General features: G+C 74.2%; 16 protein-coding genes. 8 read left to right on the plus strand and 8 right to left on the minus strand.

Translation table 11 applies throughout. From position 1 onward, the window contains the following. From AB0J53_RS40615 to AB0J53_RS40640, 6 genes are all read right to left on the minus strand, one after another. Complete coding sequence (locus AB0J53_RS40615) at positions 1-1,356, minus strand: extracellular solute-binding protein (protein WP_364182534.1); 1,356 nt, start codon at positions 1,354-1,356, stop codon at positions 1-3. 137 nt (positions 1,357-1,493) lie between these two features. After that, positions 1,494-2,138, minus strand: coding sequence for a hypothetical protein (locus AB0J53_RS40620; protein ID WP_364182537.1), 645 nt, complete (start codon positions 2,136-2,138; stop codon positions 1,494-1,496). A 168-nt stretch (positions 2,139-2,306) separates the two neighbouring features. Then, entirely contained in the window at positions 2,307-3,074 is a 768-nt protein-coding gene (locus tag AB0J53_RS40625; protein ID WP_364182539.1) for an HNH endonuclease family protein, read from the minus strand. A 181-nt stretch (positions 3,075-3,255) separates the two neighbouring features. Beyond that, entirely contained in the window at positions 3,256-3,507 is a 252-nt protein-coding gene (locus AB0J53_RS40630) for a hypothetical protein (RefSeq protein ID WP_364182542.1), read from the minus strand. Positions 3,508-3,530: 23 nt separating this feature from the next. Beyond that, complete coding sequence (locus tag AB0J53_RS40635; protein ID WP_219513210.1) at positions 3,531-3,776, minus strand: hypothetical protein; 246 nt, start codon at positions 3,774-3,776, stop codon at positions 3,531-3,533. A gap of 158 nt (positions 3,777-3,934) precedes the next feature. Then, on the minus strand, positions 3,935-5,185 hold the full coding sequence (locus AB0J53_RS40640; protein ID WP_364182546.1) for a beta-ketoacyl-[acyl-carrier-protein] synthase family protein: 1,251 nt from the start codon (positions 5,183-5,185) through the stop codon (positions 3,935-3,937). A 331-nt stretch (positions 5,186-5,516) separates the two neighbouring features. On the opposite strand from AB0J53_RS40640, the gene AB0J53_RS40645 reads away from it, so the two are divergent. Continuing rightward, entirely contained in the window at positions 5,517-6,527 is a 1,011-nt protein-coding gene (locus AB0J53_RS40645; RefSeq protein ID WP_364182721.1) for a beta-ketoacyl-ACP synthase 3, read from the plus strand. 632 nt (positions 6,528-7,159) lie between these two features. After that, positions 7,160-7,666, plus strand: a complete 507-nt coding sequence (locus AB0J53_RS40650) for a response regulator transcription factor (protein ID WP_364182549.1) — start codon at positions 7,160-7,162, stop codon at positions 7,664-7,666. An 82-nt stretch (positions 7,667-7,748) separates the two neighbouring features. On the opposite strand, the gene AB0J53_RS40655 is transcribed toward AB0J53_RS40650, so the two are convergent. Then, on the minus strand, positions 7,749-8,711 hold the full coding sequence (locus AB0J53_RS40655) for an alpha/beta fold hydrolase (protein ID WP_364182552.1): 963 nt from the start codon (positions 8,709-8,711) through the stop codon (positions 7,749-7,751). A 55-nt stretch (positions 8,712-8,766) separates the two neighbouring features. Beyond that, positions 8,767-11,265, minus strand: coding sequence for an MMPL family transporter (locus tag AB0J53_RS40660; protein WP_364182555.1), 2,499 nt, complete (start codon positions 11,263-11,265; stop codon positions 8,767-8,769). A 184-nt stretch (positions 11,266-11,449) separates the two neighbouring features. Between AB0J53_RS40660 and AB0J53_RS40665 the strand changes: the two genes are divergently transcribed. The 6 genes from AB0J53_RS40665 (at position 11,450) to AB0J53_RS40690 (ending at position 17,749) form a co-directional block, all read left to right on the plus strand. After that, entirely contained in the window at positions 11,450-11,728 is a 279-nt protein-coding gene (locus tag AB0J53_RS40665) for an acyl carrier protein (protein ID WP_364182558.1), read from the plus strand. Positions 11,729-11,769: 41 nt separating this feature from the next. Further along, positions 11,770-13,116 (plus strand): wax ester/triacylglycerol synthase domain-containing protein, encoded by a 1,347-nt coding sequence (locus tag AB0J53_RS40670; RefSeq protein WP_364182561.1) that lies wholly within the window; start codon positions 11,770-11,772, stop codon positions 13,114-13,116. Then, positions 13,107-14,846 (plus strand): hypothetical protein, encoded by a 1,740-nt coding sequence (locus AB0J53_RS40675; RefSeq protein ID WP_364182564.1) that lies wholly within the window; start codon positions 13,107-13,109, stop codon positions 14,844-14,846. Before AB0J53_RS40670 ends, AB0J53_RS40675 begins: the two co-directional genes overlap by 10 nt. Beyond that, complete coding sequence (locus AB0J53_RS40680) at positions 14,819-15,625, plus strand: glucose 1-dehydrogenase (protein WP_219513247.1); 807 nt, start codon at positions 14,819-14,821, stop codon at positions 15,623-15,625. Before AB0J53_RS40675 ends, AB0J53_RS40680 begins: the two co-directional genes overlap by 28 nt. A gap of 157 nt (positions 15,626-15,782) precedes the next feature. Next, positions 15,783-16,799 carry a ketoacyl-ACP synthase III gene (locus tag AB0J53_RS40685; protein WP_364182568.1) on the plus strand — a complete coding sequence of 339 codons (1,017 nt, stop codon included), beginning with the start codon at positions 15,783-15,785 and terminating at the stop codon, positions 16,797-16,799. Beyond that, a complete protein-coding gene (locus AB0J53_RS40690) occupies positions 16,796-17,749 on the plus strand; it encodes an acyltransferase domain-containing protein (RefSeq protein WP_364182571.1) in 954 nt (317 codons plus the stop codon). The genes AB0J53_RS40685 and AB0J53_RS40690 overlap by 4 nt, the downstream gene beginning before the upstream one ends. Positions 17,750-17,753: the final 4 nt, after the last annotated feature.

Below are 17,753 nucleotides of genomic sequence, written 5' to 3' on the forward strand. Positions count from 1 at the left end.
TCAGCCTCCGGCGAGCTTCAGCTTGTCGTTGATCCGCTTGTCGACCCCGGCCAGCCCGGCGTCGAGGTCGCTGACCGCGCCCTTCTCCCACTGGGTGAGGAACGTGGAGAAGGCGTCCTGGTTGAAGACGCTGTTGACGTTCGCGGGCAGCGTCGAGGTCTTCGGGTGGGCGAAGATGTCGAGGAACGTGCTGAAGTTGGCGTCCCTGGCCAGGTCCGGGTGCTCCATGGCGGCCTTGGTGGTGGGCACGTTGCGCAGCGCGTTCGACAGCGTCACCAGCGACTCGGTGTCGGTGGTCAGGTGCTTGACCAGCTCCCACGCGTGCTGCGGGTGCTTGGCGCCGCGCGGCACGCCGATCACGGTCCCGGCGGTGAAGCCGCTGCCGTACAGCTCGGGCTTGTCGTCGGCGACGGGCAGCGGCGCGGTGCCGTAGTCCATGTCCTTGGCGTCGGGATCGGCGGCGATCATGGCGTTGCGCCACTCGCCGTCGAGCACCATGGCGACCTTGGCCTCGAAGAACGGGTGCTCGGCGCCCCACTCGTCGCCCAGGCCCTTGCGGAACTTCTCCAGCTTGTCGTAGCCGTACCAGTCGACGAGCTCCTTCTGCCAGCGCAGGAGCTGCTTCCACGCCGGGTCGGAGCCGATCGCCGAGGTGCCGTCGGGGTTGTACCACTTCGCGCCGACCATCGGGCCGAGGTGGCTGGGGGAGTTCTCGTAGTACTGGAAGCTCGGGATGAACCCGGCGACCTTGATGGTGCCGTCGGCGTCGCGGACGGTGAGCTTCTTGGTCAGCTCGGTCAGCTCCGACAGCGTCTTCGGCGGCTGCTCGCCCTTCATCAGCGCCTTGTTGTAGTAGAGCCCGTACGCGTCGGCGAGCAGCGGCATCGTGCACCGCTTGCCCTCGAACTCGGTGTAGGCCCGGGAGGCGGCCGGCAGCACGGTCAGGTCGATGCCGTCCTGCTCGATGACCGGGGTCAGGTCCTGGAACGCGCCGGACTTGCACCACTGGGCGACGTTGTCCGTGGTGAACGAGGCGGCCACGTCGGGCGCCTTGCCGCCGCGGATCGCCTGGGTGATCTGGTCGTCCTGGATGCCCTTCTTGGTGACGACCTTGATCTGCGGGAACTTCGCGGTGAAGGCGGTGACGGCCTCCTCGAACGCCTTCGTCTCGACGTCGGTGGAGAAGCCGTGCCACAGCTCCAGCGTGGCGGGGGGCAGGGTGGCGGCGGCCGGTCCGGTGCCGCTCGCGGTGGGCTTGGGCTGGGCGCCGAGCGACGGCGGCGCCTCCTTGCCCGCGGTGCATGCGGTCAGCGACAGGGCCAGTAACCCGGCCACCGCGAGAGGGACGAAGCGCACGGAGGTCTCCTAAGAGCCGGGGAGTTAGTAAAGACTCCTAACTTTGAATGGGACCGTAGGCGGCGGAACCGGCACGGTCAAGGCCCGAAACCAACTCGTGATGCCACTGGTTCTGGTTTTGGGGGCAGGAACCCTAACTAACTCTCCAGGGCGGCGATGACCGGCCACACGTGCGCGTTGAGCTCGGCGATCAGCGCCTCCAGCGCGGCCTGCGCGTCACCCAGGTTCGGCAGCCCGCCCGCGCGCGGCCGGGTCGGCACCGGCAGCCGGCCGGTGTCGAGCGGCAGCCGCAGCTCCAGCGACCACAGCGCGGCCTTGCGGTCGTACGGAGGCGCGGCGAACGGCTGGTCAGCGGCCATCGAGCTGCCCGCCGAGCTCCCCGTCGAGCCGCCCGTCGTGGTGCCCGCCGAGGTGCCCGTCGAGGTGCCCGGGGGCTGCCAGTCCTGCCAGCCGCCGGGCAGCTCGACCTGCCGGGGCGCGGCCAGCTCGACCACGGCCAGCAGCAGCGCCGTGCCCTCCGGCCGGTGGCAGGTGGCGTCGAGCACGCGCGGATGGCGGCGCACGTACGGCGGGTCGGCGACGGGGCCGGTGGCCAGCTCCCAGGCGGCCAGCGCGTAGTGCACCGGGTCGAGCCCGACGCCGCCCGCCTCCGGCTCGTCCCCGGTGGCGGCGAACGCCGTCCGCCAGGCGGCCAGCCGCTCCCCGTACAGCTCCTGAAGGGGCTCGCCGTGCGCGAACCCGGCCTCGATCCAGAAGGCGGTCGCGGGCATGTCGTGCGGCATCGTCGGTCCCAGGTCGGTCGGGCAGGCTCTTCCACCAGTCCGTCTACCCAGGTCAGCCCCCCTTCAGGCGGGAGGGAGGGAAGGTCAGCCCCTTCAGGCGGGGAGGGAAGGTCAGCCCCCTTCAGGCGGGGAGGGCAGGTCACGCGCCCTTCAGGCGAAGGAGAGCCGTCACGGGGAGCAGGTGGCGAGCATGTCCGTCAGGGCCGACTTCTCCGCCTCGGTGACGCGGAGCCCGTAGTGGTGCTTCACGCCGATCCAGGCGCGGGCGTAGGTGCACCAGTAGGCGGTGCGCGGCGGGCGCCAGGTGACCGGGGTGCGGCCGCCCTTGTCGAGGTTGACCGACTCGCTGACGACGACCAGCTCGGGGCGGGTGAGGTCGTTGGCGAAGGCCCGGCGCCGCTCGGGACTCCACGCGTTCGCCCCCGACCGCCAGGCGTTGGCCAGCGGCACCACGTGGTCCACGTCGATCTGGTCGGAGCTGGTCAGCGTCCGGCCGTCGTACGGGCTCTCCCAGGTGCCGGAGACGGGCCGGCAGTCGGCGTCGGCCTGGACGCCGTGGCCGTCGCGCAGCAGGACCGTCTCGCGGGTGTCGCAGGCGCCCTCCTGGGCGGCCCACTCCGGCATGAACGAGCTGTGGCTGTAGCCCGCCAGCGAGCCGCGCGGCCCGATGGTGAGCGCGTCGAGCTGCTCGCGCGCCTGGCCGGCGGTGGCCAGGCCGGGCAGCCTGCCGTGATCGGCGAGCGCCGACGCCGCCTGGCCAGGAAGCGCATGGGCCGTGCGCGCGTGGACCGGAAGCGCGTGGACGGGGAGCGCGTGGACGGGGAGCGCGTGGGCCGGGAGCAGGAGTGCCGTCGCGGCCAGGGCGCCCGCGAGCCGCCGGGCCCGCCGCCCGCCGTGGTGGCCGTCGCGGCGTTCGATGAGCAGACGCTGCGCCATGCCCTGGTCCTCCCGAGGCTCGTGGGTGCTACCGGCGTGACGATAGCGAGGGTTGCGGTCACGGAACGTGTCAGTGGCGACTTGCGGTGATATGTCGCCGGGGTCGCGCGGCGGAGGGGTAGGCCGCCGCGCGAAAGGCTCCCGTGACGGGCCGGGACCGGGGCCCCGGCCCGTCACCGGCTCACAGGCCGAGCAGGCCGCCGAGCAGCCCCCGGCCGCCCCGGTCGCCGGGGTAGTGGCCGGTGTAGCTGTTGTAGCCCGTGTAGCAGTGGAGGCCGCCGTAGCGCGACCACAGGTCGCAGTGGTCCCAGTGCGACCCCGTCGGGTTCGCGGCCTCGGCGCCGGCCGCCGGGGCGGCGGCGAGCGCCACCGTCCCGGCCCCGGCGAGCGCGACGGCGATGGTGAGAAGCTTGGCAGCGGTACGAGTGAACATGTGGTTCCTTCCTGGTCCGGATGTCATCGGGTGAAGAGGGCGTAGCCCCCGCGCTCCCGCACGCAGCTGTAGTCGGTGGCGTCGGTGAACAGCACCAGCGCCTGGCCGCTCTGGCCGCACAGCCAGCCGGTCGGGAACTGGCCGACGTAGCGCCAGTGCCGCCCGTCCCCGTACGGGTCGGCCTGCGCGGCCACGGGCGCGAACATGAGGAGCGCCGCGACGGCCGCGCCGACCGTCGCCGTGCGTCGAATTGCCGTCCTGCTTTTCATGGATCCTCCTGAACGGCGGGCGGTCCCGACTGGCCTGCGGGCCACCCTCCGGCGTGCATCGTTCCTGCGGTTTCTCGTCGCGGGTCAGGTCATAGGCGGCCTCCTCGGCCGGGACGGACGGATCAGGGGGGGCGGATCAGGGGGGCGGATCAGGGGGGTCACGGGGGAGCCAGGGCGAGCACCACGTTGTGCCCTCCGAAACCGAAGGAGTTGCTCAGCGCGAGCCCGGTCCCCAGCGGGCGCGGCGAGCCGGTCACGACGTCGAGGTCGATCTCCGGGTCCTGGACGTCGAGGTTGGCGGTGGGCGGGACCAGCCCCTCGCGCAGGGACAGCGCGGCGCAGGCGGCCTCCACGGCGCCCGCGCCCGCGATCAGGTGGCCCAGCGTGCCCTTGAGCGAGGTGACCGGCACCCCGTGGGGCAGCACCCGGCGGATGACCCTGCTCTCGGCGGCGTCGTTGAGCACGGTCCCGGTGCCGTGGGCGTTGACGTGGCCGACGTCGCCGGGCCCGGCGCCCGCGTCGCTCAGCGCCAGCCGCACCGCCCGCTCGGCCCCGGCGCCGCCCGGGTCGGGGGCCGTGGGATGGTGGGCGTCGTCGGTCGCCGCGCAACCGGCGAGCACGGCGTACGGGCGGCCGGCGCGGGCCCGGGTGTCGCCGAGGCGTTCGAGCACCAGCATGCCCGCGCCCTCCGCCATGACGAATCCGTCCCGGGCCGCCTCGAACGGGCGGGACGCCCCGGCGGGGTCCTCGCGGCGGCGCGACAGGGCGCCGAGCCGGTCGAAGCCGGAGATCACCAGCGGGCTGATGTCGCAGGTCGCGCCCCCGGCGATGATGACGTCGGCGGCGTCGGACCGCAGGAGCTCGCGGGCCAGGTGCAGGGCCATCGCGCCCGACGCGCACGCCGCCGCGACCGCGAGGCAGGGCCCGCCGGCGCCGAGGGCGATGGCGATCTCCCCGGCGGCCATGTTCGGCAGCACCCGCGTCATCGCCAGCGGCGGCACCTTGCGCGGCCCGCCCTCCAGCATCCGCCGCTGGGCCTCCTCCCAGCTCGGCATGCCGCCGATGCTGGTGCCGACGATCACCCCGACGCGGCTGCCCTCCCAGGCCGCCGTGTCGAGCCCGGCGTCCGTGACCGCCTCGATCGCCGCGGTCATCGCCATCTGGGCGAAGCGGTCCGTCCTGCGCGAGACCGGCCCGCCCAGGGTCGCCGCCGCGTCGAAGCCGGGGATCCAGCAGGCGAAGTCCACCGCCAGCCCGGTCAGGGCCGGGTGCGGGCGGGCCGTGGGGCGGCCGTCGCACAGCCCTTTCCAGGTGGCCGCCGTCCCGATCCCCGCCGGGGTGAGCATGCCGATCCCGGTGATGGCGACGTCCGGGCGCGCGGTGCGCCGCCGGCCGGAATGGTGCGTCATCAGCGCCTCTCCTGAATCGCTTCTATGAATTCCGCGCCGGCTGCGGAGTGATTATCGAGTGGGCGGTCATGCCGCTTCCGCCGGCATCGTCAATTTGTCACGCGGGCTCCGGAGCGACAAGAGAATAAGGGCTCGGTTTAGCGGAAGAAATGCCGGAAATGTGCTGGAGGCCAAAGTCCCTGCGGGTCCGCGAAGTCGCCGGTAGTCCCGGTGCACAGGGACTTTCTGCACTTGTCACGCTGTCGAAAGAGTTCCAGAATCACATCAGGAACGACGTGTTATCCATCGGCAGGAGGTAGTCGTGACGGCCGAATCGGTCCCGAAAGGCGGCATGCGCGGATCGCGAATAGCTGCGGGTCCCAGGCTCGCCATTCCCGCGCGTATTCTCGCGGTGGGCGCGTACCGGCCCGGGCGAGGTGTCGCCAACGCCGAACTGAGCCGGACCCTGGACACCTCCGACGCCTGGATCGTCAAGCGGACCGGCATCCGCCGCCGGTGCGCCGCCTCGCCCGGCGAGACGGTCGTGACCATGGGGGCCGCCGCGGCGGAGAAGGCCCTGGCGGCGGCGGGCCGGAGCGTCGACGCCGTGGACTGCGTCGTGGCGGCCACCATGAGCTACACCGGGCAGAGCCCGTCCGCCGCCGTGCAGATCGCGCGGGAGCTGGGCGCGAAGCGCGTCGGCGCGTTCGACGTCTCCGCGGCCTGCGCCGGCTTCAACTACGCGCTCGACGTGGCCAGGTCGCTGATCGCGGGCGGCTCGGCCAGGCACGTGCTGGTCGTGGCGAGCGAGCGGATGTCGGACCTGATCGACCCCGGTGACCGCACCACCGCCGTGATCTTCTCCGACGGGGCCGGCGCCGCCCTCGTCGGCGCGTACGGGGAGCCGGGCATCGGGCCGATGGCGTGGGGGAGCGACGGGTCGCTGGCGGGCGTGGCGGGACAGGACCTGACCTGGGCGCACTTCCGCGACACCCCCGGCTGCCGGGGGCCGTACTTCCGGATGCGGGGGCCCGAGCTCTACCGGTGGGCGATCAGCGAGATGCCCGCCGTGGCGCTGCGGGCCGTCGACGCGGCGGGCCTCGACCTGGCGGACCTGGCGGCGTTCGTCCCGCACCAGGCCAACCTGCGCATGATCGAGGCGATCACCGACCGGCTCGGTTTGCCCGGCCACGTGGTCGTGGCGCGTGACGTCGAGGACCAGGGCAACACCTCGGCGGCCTCCATCCCGCTGGCGATCTCGCGGCTGAAGGAGGAAGGCGCCGTGGCGTCCGGGGCTCCGGCGCTTCTGCTCGGTTTCGGCGCGGGGGTCGCTTATGGGGCGCAGGTGATCCGGCTGCCCTGACTCATCCATTTACTGGCGGTAAATCATCAGAGTTGGCAGCTTATGCCGTATTTCAGGCGGCGGGGATCGGCCGGACACAAAAGCATCTCGAGCCGCACGGGTTCTCTGGCCCGCGCCAGAACCGCGATGTTAAATGCAGTGGGTGGTCTGCCAGGCGTTTCTCGGCGCGGGGGCTAACGGGGCGCGCGTACGCCACCCGGATTGGAGCCGCATGAGACGACGTCACCATCGCACGAACAAACCCGAAGCGACCGCCGCCCGCATGCCCCGCGCGATTCCGTACGGCAGGATCGGACCGGACTTCCGGGGGAAGGCCCCTGCCGCCGGAAGCCGGGAGCGCTCCCGCCGGTCCCCCCGGCACCACGAACGCGCCCGCCGCGGGATCGCGTACGCGACACGCTGCGCGCCGGCGATAGCGCGGGCGCGGGCCCGCAGGCGACGCCGCGCCGCCGCCGCCCAGCGCCCCACGCGGGCGCCGGAGGTGGGGCCCGGGAGGATGGCCGGGCGACACCCCCGCCCGCGTGGCCCGCCTCCCCGGCGACCGGTGACCGCGCCCGCCCGCGGATCGCCTGAGGTGGGGCATCGGTACGGTCCGTCGTCCCCCCGACGGGCACAGACGAGAAAGCAGCCACATGACAGAGAACCAGAGCGCCAGCAGACGCGTGCTGAGCGGCTTCGCGAAGGTGAGTCCTTTCAGCGGGGCGCCAAGTGTCTCCTGGTCCCGGTCATCGGCCATCAAGGACATCGAGGAAGCGATCGAGTTCGTGCGCCACGGTCTGACCCGCCAGCGGGAGGCTCTGCGGATCCTGGAGCGGACGCGCGAGCAGATGCTGCACGAGGGGCCCGCCGCCGGGCCCCGCCAAGCGCGCCAGCACGGGAGCCCGGCGCCTACCCCGGTGGCAGGAGCCGAACGGCACGGGCTCACCAGCCAGGAGATCAGGGTCCTCTCACTCATCGGAAGGGGCATGTCGAACAGGCAGATCGCGGGCGCCCTCGACATCGCCGAGAAGACGGTCAAGAACTACGTGCACGCCATCTTCCGCAAGCTCGACGTGCGCAGCCGCACCGAGGCCGCGCTCTTCGCCCTCAGGGAGGGATGGGTGATCGCGGAGGAGTCACGGCTGCGCGACTCCGGCTAGCGGCCGCGATCCGAGCGGGGGCGAGGTCACCCGGGACCTCGCCCCCCACCCGCGCCCCGGCTCCCGTCCCTCCGTGCCCGGCTCAGGGGGTGAGCGGGGCGCCGGCGACGGGCACGACCGGCAGGCAGACCGGGGCGCCGCCGCTGCCGGGCGACAGCGCCTCCTTGACGTAGTGCAGCGCCCTCGGGTCGTAGATCATCGCCAGGTGCTCGGTCAGGTCGATCGCGCACCCGTCCTGCAGCACGATGTTGCGCACCTCGGCCCCCGGCCCCGCCGACAGGAACGTCGACCTGAACGGCGTGGCGATCTCGTCGTAGCGCGTCGCCAGCACCGTGTAGCGCACCCCGGGCATCGTGTCGCCGCCCCGGTTGAGCTGGATCATGAACTCCGACCCGGTCGCCTGCTGCACCGCGGCCCGGCTGATCGCGGCGCCCGCCAGATGCCGCACGCCGAGGACGTCCAGCGTGCTCATCACGCCGGACGCCGTCGTGCCGTGGTGGGTGGCGGCCAGCGACACGAGCTTCGACACCTTGTTGCGCCAGGGCCTGCGCGCGTCGGCGCCGCCCTCGTAACGCAGGTACCAGCGCGGCATCATCCCGCCCTGCGAGTGGCCGACCAGCGCCACCCGGCGGGCGCCCGTGGCCGCCAGCACCCGGTCGACGAACCGGGCCAGCTCGCGCGCCGAGCGCCGGATGTCGCCGGTGCCCTTGAGCGGGCTGCCGGGCGGCGCGCCGTAGTTGATCGCGAAGACGCAGTGGCCGGCCCGCCTGAGCTCGGGCGCCATGTAACGCCAGGAGTCGTACGCGTTGCCGAACGTGCCGTGGACGAGCACCACGGGCTCGGGATGGCGGCGCGACGGGCGGCACGACCAGTCGTTGGCGCCGGGCGGCGGCCGGTCCGGGTCGGTCAGGGAGAGTGCCAGGTGGACGGGGAAGACGCCCCGCAGGTCCGCGGCCTTAGCGGGCGCGGCGGGCAGGGCGGGCACAGCGGTGACGGCGGCGGCGGTCGTCGCGGCGACCAGGAGCACGGTGAGGCCGAGGCGCATGACAGGTCCCGGGAAACTCGACGGTTACAGAAGGTACAGGAATGGTAACCGTACGTCAAAGCCGGGGTGGCATCAGCGCGGCCAGCACCCGCCGGACCGCCGTGGGCCGGGGCGGCGGCCCCGCCGGCGGGCCGGACTCCGAGACGCCGAAGCGCGCGTGCAGCCGGGCCAGCGGTGCGGGGGCCCACCAGTTGGCCGTTCCCGTGAGCCGCATGAACGCGGGCACCAGCAGGCCGCGCACCAGCGTCGCGTCCACCAGCACGCTGAGCGCCAGGCCGACCCCGATGATCTTCAGCACCGTGTTCGTGGAGAACGCGAGCACGCCCGTCGACACCGCCACCGCGAGCGCCGCGACGCTCACCAGCCGCCCGGTCCCCGCGATGCCCCTGACCACCGCCGCCGTGTGGTCGCCGGTCGCCAGATGGTGCTCCCGGATGCGCGAGAGCAGGAACACCTCGTAGTCCACCGACAGCCCGAACGCCACCGTGACCGTGAGCAGGATGGACACCACCTCCACCTGGTGCGTCATCGTGAAGTCGCCGAGCAGCCCGCGCAGGTGGCCGTCCTGGAAGATCGCGACCAGGGCGCCGCAACTGGCCGTCAGGCTCAGCGCGCCCACGGCGACCGCCTTGACCGACACCAGCACGCCGCCGGTGAACAGGAACAGCAGCATCAGCACCGTGGCCGCGATGAGGCCGCCCGCCAGCGGCAGCCGGTCGCCCAGCGCCCGCAGCGTGTCGACGGCCTGCGGCGTCGGCCCGGCGACGAGCCGCCTGCCCGGCGAGCGCACGTCGCGGACCCGGTCGAGCAGCTCGCGGGCGTCCGCCGACTGGGCGTCGTGCGGGCTCGACACGCTGACCAGCGTCGCCGCGCTGCCGTGGTAAGCCCCGGCGAGCGCCTTCCCGGCCTCCGTCTTCCCGGCCTCCGTCTTCCCGGCCTTCTCCTCGGCCGCCGGCTCGGCCGCGGGTGGGCAGGGGGACTTCTTCGGCGCGTCGCCTCGGTGGTGGACGCCCGTGGCCGTCCGCACGGCGGTCACGTCCGGCAGCGCCGCCAGCCTGCGCGCGTACGTCTCCAGCCGGCGGCACCCGGCGGGCCGCGAGCTGTCCAGGTACGGCAGGACCACGTGCAGATCACGGTCGAACGGCTGGGCGAAGTCCTGGTGGATGCCGCGCGCCGTCCGGTGGGACTCGGTGCCGGCGGGCAGCACCCGCTCGTCGGCGATCCCGAAGCGCACCCACAGGAACGGGGCCGCCATCAGCAGCAGCACCAGCGCGCACGCCCCGCCGACCAGCACCGGCCGCCGCGTCGACAGCGCGGCCACGCGCCGCCAGGCCGCGCTCTCCGGCACCGCGCACCGGTGCCGCGAGCGCCGGAACGCCACCCCGCGCAGCGCCTCCCCGCAGTGGGCGCACCGCTCGGCCCCCTGCCCGAAGCCCAGGACCGGCCGCCGCCGGCCGTTGCGCGCCCTGGCCCGCCGCGCGCGTCGCAGCCACGCGATCGGGTCGCCCGCGGTGATGCGCTCGCCGACCACGGCCAGCAGCGCCGGCAGGATCAGCATCGTCGCGGCCGCCGCCATGAGCACCACGACGATCGTCGTCATCGCGAGCGACCGCAGCACGCCCAGGGGCAGCACCAGGAGGTTGGCCGTGGCCAGCGCCACCGTGAGGGCCGAGAACAGCACCGTGTGCCCGGCGCTCGCCATCGCCCGCTCGACCGCCTGCCCCACCGTGCACCCGCGGGCCAGCTCCTCCCGGTAGCGGGTGGTGATGAACAGGCTGTAGTCGATGGCGAGCCCGAGCCCGAGCGCCGTGGTGAGGTTGGGCGCGAACACCGAGACGGGCGTGAACTCGCTGAGCAGCACCAGCGCCGACAGCGTGGCCACGATCGTGAGGCCGCCGATCGCCAGCGGCAGCAGCGCCGCGTGCACCGACCGGAACGCCAGCAGCAGGATGAGCAGGAGCAGCGGCACGGTGACCAGCTCGGCCCGGTGCAGGTCGTCCTTGGCCAGCCGCAGGAACTGCACCGACGCCCACGTCGGCCCGGTCGCCTCCACGGTGAGCGATCCCGCCCGCTCGGCCAGCGCGGGGACGATCCGCTCGGCCGTGCGGGCGGCCCGCGCGTCGTCCCCGGACAGATCCACCCGCATCAGCGCCGACCGGCCGTCGCGGGCGCGCAGCGCCGGATCGCGGGCCGTCCAGTACGACTGCACCCCCGCGACGCCGGGCCGGTCGGCGAGCCAGCGGTCGAGCCGCGTGGCGGACCGGGCGACGGCCGGGGCGTCGACGTCCTCCTTCGCGCTCACCCGCAGCACGAGGTCGGCCGGCTTCACCGGGAAGCGCCGCGCCATCACCGCCTCGGCCCGCGCCGCCTGGGTGCCGCGGACGGTGTAGCCGCCGTTGGACAGCCGGTCGTCGAGTTTCATGGAGGCCAGCCCGAGGACGACGGCGAGCAGCAGGGCGAACGACAGCATGCGGCCCCGGTGTCTCACGCACCAGCGGGCGTAGGCGGCCAGCGCCCCCGCCCGGGGCGGCACCCCCGGCCGCCTCGCCGTCATCGGCCGTGAAGGGAAGCGACTGTGGGTGCTCAAACGTGCCCTCCGGATTTCGGCGGAAGCGGGCCGCACGCCTTTTGCGGCGACAATTAATTCTCCCCGCCGGGCCCGGAAAAGCGACAGGAACAAAGACACCGGGACTTTCGGCAGAATGGCCGGGCCAGGTCGCGGATCATAAACTGCGGCCATGACCGAGGAATTCACGCTGGACCAGCTCAACCGAATCGTCGGGGAGGACTCGGACGTCCTGATCTCGCCGGAACAGGCGGGTGTCGCCTTCGCTGACCTGGGCCTCGACTCCCTGGCGCTGGTCGAGCTGGCCGAACGTCTCGTCGACGAATACGACGTGCCCGCCCCCGAGGACGTGTACCGGGACCTGGGCACCCCGGAACTCGTCCTCGACTATGTCAACCGACATCTCGGAAAAGGCAGGCAGGCCGGTGACGAAGAATTCGCGTGCACCTAGCGAGTCGATTTCACGCGGACACGGAAGGGGCGCGTAAAGACGTGAGCACCATTTCTGTCAGGAACGAGGACCGCGAGGTGCCGATGGGCCCCGTCGACCGGTTCTTCGTCTCCGGTCTCGGCGGGCAGGTCACCGACGAGACGACCATGTACATCGGCGGGATCGTCCGCATCCCCGGCACTCCGCCCGGCGTCGGCGACCTCCGCCGCCTGGTGGCCGCCCAGGCCCGGCGCGTCCCCGTGCTGAGCTACCGCGTGAACCGCGAGAAGCGCGCCTGGACCGTGTGCGACGGCTTCACACCCGGCGACCACGTGGTGGAGTGCCGACTGCCGCCCGGGGCCGACGTGGCGGCACAGGCCCTGGAGCTGATGGCCCAGCCGTTCCCCGCCGACCGGCCGCCCTGGCGGCTGGCGCTCATCCACGGCTACCCCGAGGCGGGGGAGGAGGAGCAGTACACGCTGTGCTACGCCGCCGACCACGCCTTCCAGGACGGGATGTCGATCAGCGCGACCGTGCACGCGCTGTTCGGCGGCGGCGCCCTGCCCGTGCCGCGGGCCGACGAGTACTTCACCGCGATCCGCCCCCGCCGCTGGCCCGCCCCGTCGGACCTCGCGGTGCCCCTGCGGCGCGTGCCGGTCCTGGAGCAGTTGCGCGGCCCGTTCACCGGCCGGCGCGAGATGCTGACCTTCCGCTTCGACCAGGACGCGCTCAACGCCACCGCCAAGGTGACCGGGGCGACCCGCAACCAGGTGTGCCTGGCGGCGCTGACCGGGGCGCTGCGCGACTGGGCGCCCGCCGAATGGGCCGCGCCGGTCGGCCCGGGCCGCCGCCGCGGCCTGCCCGTCGCCGTGCCGCTCAGCCTGCGCGCCGGACGCGGCAGCGGATGCCTCGGCAACCAGGTCACCGGCCTGCACATCCACCTGCCCTGCCACCGGCCCTCGCCGGTCGAGCAGCTCGACCGGATCGTCGCCCAGACGAACATGGAACGCCTGCAACGCCACCGCGAGCTGCACCGCGCGCTCCTGCCCCGCCTGCCCTACGCGGCGGTACGCCCGCTCCTGGCGAGGCTGTTCGACCCGCGCTACACCGCCATGTTCATCACGACCGTGCGGATGGGCCCGCTCCGCCTCGGCGACCTGCCCATCCGGGACGTCTGGGGCATCCCGCCGCTGCTGCCCACCCAGCCGCTGATGATCGTGCTCTTCCAGTACCGGGACGGGATCATGCCGTCGCTCCTGTTCGACACCGCCGTGCCGGGCTGCGACCGGCTCGCCGAGCTGTGGAGCCGCCACGTGGGCGTCCTGCACGACGCCGTCACCGCGCCGTCACCGAGCCCTGATGGGCGACCCCGTACTGACGAACCCCCGGAGGAGTCACCGTGGATCTGATCACGTTCGTGCGGGGCGGCCTGCCGGACGAGCCGCACGCGCGGCTGCGCGAGGCGATACCCGCCGCCTTCTTCGGCTACCCGCGCGCCCTGCCGCCGCCGGACCGCCACGCCCTCACCTACGAGCGGTTCCGGCACGCCGGCACCGCCGCGCCGCCCGCCCGGGAGCTCCTGGAGGACCCGCGGGCCCTGTGCGCGCTGCTGGAACGGGCCGCCGTCGCCGACCCGGCGCTCTTCCACGTCATGCTGCTGCACTACACGCTGACGCTGGTGCCGATCCTGCGCTTCGGCGACGAGCGCACCGAGCCCGTACGGCGGCAGCTCGAAGGAATGGAACGCTTCGGCGTCGTCGCCATGACCGAGGCCGGGCGCAGCAACAGCCACCTCATGCCCGCCACCGTCGCCCGCCTCGACGCCCGCGACGGCTCCTTCGTCCTGACCACCCCCGACCCGGCGGCCGTGAAGTTCCCCACCACGGCGGGCCACCCGGCCGTCCCCAAGCTCCTCACCGTGTACGCCCGCCTGGTCGACGACGGCGGCGACCGGGGCGTCTTCCTCTTCCTGGTGCCGCTCGGCGACGGCTCCGTGCCGGACGGCGTCACGGTGCTGCCCGCCGCCGACAACCACGCGCTGCCCCTGGACTGGGCGGCCGTGCGCTTCGACCGGGTCCGGCTGCCCGCCGGATCGTGGCTGGCGGCGGGCGCGCGCGTCACCGACGCCGGCGTCGTCCACGACCCCCTGGCGGCGACCCGGCCCGCCCTGTCGATGTGCGCGGCCCCGTACGTGTGGCGTGGCGTCATCGCGGCGAGCGCGGCCGTCACCCGCGCCGGCGCCGCCGTGCTGACCCGGCACTCCGCCGGCCGCCCCACGCAGGGGCGGCTGGCCCGCGGCCGCCCGCTCATCGAGCACCGCAACCAGCAGGAGGCCGTGCTCACCGCGCTGTCCAGGGCGTACGCGCTGACCGCCGTCGCCAACCGCGTCAAGACCGGCGTGACCTGGACGGAAGGCGGCGCCGAGTCCGCCCCGACCTGGGCCCCGTGGGCGTCCGTCGACCTGATGCTGCCGCTGCTCAAGGCCGCCGTCACCGCGCTGGCCGAGGAGACGGCCGGCCTGTGCCGCACCCACTGCGGCGCGCCCGGCTTCGTCGCCTCCGGCAGGCTCAACGGCTACCGGGGACTCGCGCACGGCTACATCAGCGCCGGAGGGGACAACCAGCTCATCCTCTTCGACGTCGCGCGCGCCATGGTCGAACGCGACCGCTACGAGCCCCCCGAGCCCGCCGAGCCCGCCCCGGGCGCCCTCGACCTGTCGCTCGGCGGCTGCCTCGACGCCGCCCGCGCCCTGGAGACCCGCCTCCTGGACGACCTCGCCGCCCGCGTCGGCGCACCCGGCCCCTCCGGCGGCTGGGACCCGCACCTCCCGCAGGCCGCGAGGACCGCGACCGCGCTGGCCGACCGCGCCGTCCTGGAGATCCTCCAGGACGGCCCGCCGCGCCTGCGGCCGCTGCTGAGCTGGTACGCCCTCGACTGGGCGGACCGCCGGGCCGGTCTCCTCCTGGACGAGGGCATCGCCACGCCCCCGCTCATGTCCCGGATCAGGGCGGCCCGCGACGAGCTGCGCGCCGAGCTGATGCCGCTGACCTCCGAGCTGGTCGACGCCTTCGAACTGCCCGAACTGCACGAACCTCCCCTTTGGAGCACCGCATGGACCTCACCGGCAAGTCAGCGCTGATCACCGGCGCCTCGCGCGGCATCGGCCGGGCGATCGCGCTCCGCTTCGCCCAGGCGGGCGCCGACGTCGCCCTGCTCGCCCGCGGCGCGAGCGCGCTGGAGGACGTCGCCGCCCTGGCCGGCAAGCACGGCGTCAGAACCCTCACCCTGCCCTGCGACGCGAGCTCCGTCAGCGCGATCGACGCCGCCTTCGCCCGGGCCGTCGACGGCTTCGGCCACCTGGACATCCTCGTCAACAACGCCGGCTCCGTCGGCGGCGCGGGACCGTTCCTGGACCTCACCGACGAGGACTGGCAGCACGTGCTCGCCGTCGACCTCACGGCGGTCGCCCGGTTCCTGCGGCTGTTCGGGAGGCACGCCACGGCGCGCGGCAGCGGCTCCGTCGTCAACGTCTCCTCCGTCGCGGGGGAGCGCGGCTGCCCGATGCTGTCCCACTACGGGGCGGTCAAGGCCGCCGTGAACTCCCTCACGCGCACGCTCGCCGCCGAATGGGCGGCCTCCGGCGTGCGGGTGAACGCGATCCAGCCGGGCTGGGTGGCGACCGACCTGACCGCGTCCTTCCACGGCGACCGGCAGGCGTCCGAGGCGCTGATGCGCGCCGTGCCCGCCCGCCGCTGGGCCACCCCGGAGGAGATCGGCGACGGCGCCCTCTACCTGGCCGGCGACGCCGCCTCGATGGTGACCGGGACGATCCTGACGATCGACGGCGGCATGACCGCCTACAACGGCGGCCCCGCCCTGATCGACCTCCTCGCCCTCGGCCGCATCGACATGCCCTGACCCCCTCAGAAAGCCCCGGCCCCCCCGAGAGTCCCCTGAGGCCCCCGCCTCCCCCGGAGGCGCCCCAGCCCCCTGAAGGCCCTGCCTCCGCGGGGCGCCACCCAGCCCCCTGAAGCCCTTGCCTCCCCCGGAGGCGCGTATGAGAGAGGTGAACGGCTTGGTCTCCCAACCGGGAATCGGCGTGCTCGGCACCGGCGCCTACGTCCCCGACGCGGTGCGCACCAACGAGGAGGTCGCCGAACGGGCGGGCGTGCCGCCGGAGTGGATCGCCGAGCGGACCGGCGTGCTCCGGCGGCACGTCGCCGCCCCCGGCCAGGCGAGCTCGGACCTGGCCGCGCACGCGGTGCGGGCGGCGCTGCGCGACGCCGGGCTGGAGCCGGGCGACCTGGACCTGCTGATCCTGGCGACGTCCACGCCGGACGAGCTCGGCCCGTCGACCGCCTGCCGGGTCCAGGCGGCGCTCGGCGCGGAGAACGCTGTCGCGTTCGACGTCTCGGCGGCGTGCGCGGGCTGGCTGTTCGGCGCCCGGGTCGCCTGCGACTGGCTGCGCGCCGAGCCGAGGGGACGCCACGCCGCCGTCGTCGGCGTGGAGACGTACTCGCGCTTCCTCGACACCGGCGACCGCGCGACGGGGGTGCTGTTCGCGGACGGGGCCGGAGCGGCGATCCTCGGCCGGGTGCCCGGCGGCCACGGGTTCGGCCCGATCACGCTCGGGTCCGACGGCACCCGCGCCGGCGACGTGCTGATCCCCGGCGGCGGCAGCCGGTTCCCGGCCTGCCACGAGACGCTGGAGCGGGGCCTGCACCTGATCCACATGGACGGCCGGGCGGTGCGCAAGTTCATCCTGGAGATCTTCCCGCTGGCCGCCGCCGAGGCGCTGCGGAGGTCGGGCCTGACCAGGGACGACATCGCGCTGGTCGTCACCCACCAGCCCAACCCGGTGCTGCTCCGGCAGGCGTGCGCCGAGGCCGGGTTCGACCCCGCCCGGCTGGTGATCGTCGCCGACCGGGTGGGCAACATCGGCGCCGGATCGCTGCCCTACGCCCTGGCCGACGCGCACCGGCAGGGCAGGCTGAGCCCGGGTGACCGGGTGCTCGTCGTCGCGTTCGGCGCGGGGCTGACCTGGGGGAGCGGCGTGCTGACCTGGTCCGCCGACGGATCGGGGTCGCGTTGACGCGGGCGGCGCAGGCGGGGCCGGTGTTCCTGGTCCCCGGCCAGGGCGGCGACCCGCGCGGCGCGCTGGCGGACGTCCACGACGCCTCGCCCGCCGTCCGCGCGGCCTGTGACCAGGTGCTGGACGAGATCGAGGCGGTGATCCCGGACACCGGGGCGGGGCTGCGCCGGGTGCTGCTCGACCGGTCGCGGTCCGTGCGGATGGAGCCGGGGGTGCCGCAGCTGGCCGGGTACGCGGTGTCGGTCGTCGTGGGCCGGGCGCTGTCGGCGCGGCTGACCCCGTACGCGATCGTCGGGCAGAGCTTCGGCGAGATCGCGGCGCTCGTCTGCGCGGGCGCGTTCGACGTCGCCGACGGCGCCCGCGCGGTGCGCGCGCTCAACGCGGCGTTCCGGCAGGTGGAGGGGCGCGGGGCGATGGTCCTGCTGCCGGAGCTCGGTGAGGAGGCGTGCCTGCGGCTGCTCGCCCGCGCCGGCCTGCCCGAGCTGCGGCTCGCCTGCGTCAACGCGCCGGACCAGACGATCGTGAGCGGCCCCGTCGAGGCGGTCGAGGCGCTGCTGGCGTTCGGCGGGACGCCGATGACCCGGCTCGCCGTCCCCTACGCTTCGCACCATCCCGCGCTGGGCGCGGTTGCCGGGCGTTTCCTGCGGGGGCTGCGCCCGCTGCGGCAGCGTCCGCTGCGGGTGCCGGTCCACTCGCCGGTCCACGGGCGCGCGTACGACGACGGCGAGGACCTGCGCCGGGCGCTGGCCGGCTGCGTGACGCAGCCGGTGCGGCTCCCCGAGACGCTGCGGCGTCTCGGCCCCGGCCTGCGGTACGTCGAGCTGAGCGCCGGGGACGCGGTCACCCGCTGCGTGCGCGCCACCCTGCCCGGCGTCCGCGCGTTCGCCCCGCTGGCCGGTGACCGCGACTGGCTGCTGGCCACGGCCGCCACGGCCGCCACGGGCGGCTGACCGG

It is taken from the genome of Nonomuraea sp. NPDC049725 (genome assembly GCF_040674795.1).
GTDB lineage: Bacteria > Actinomycetota > Actinomycetes > Streptosporangiales > Streptosporangiaceae > Nonomuraea > Nonomuraea ceibae.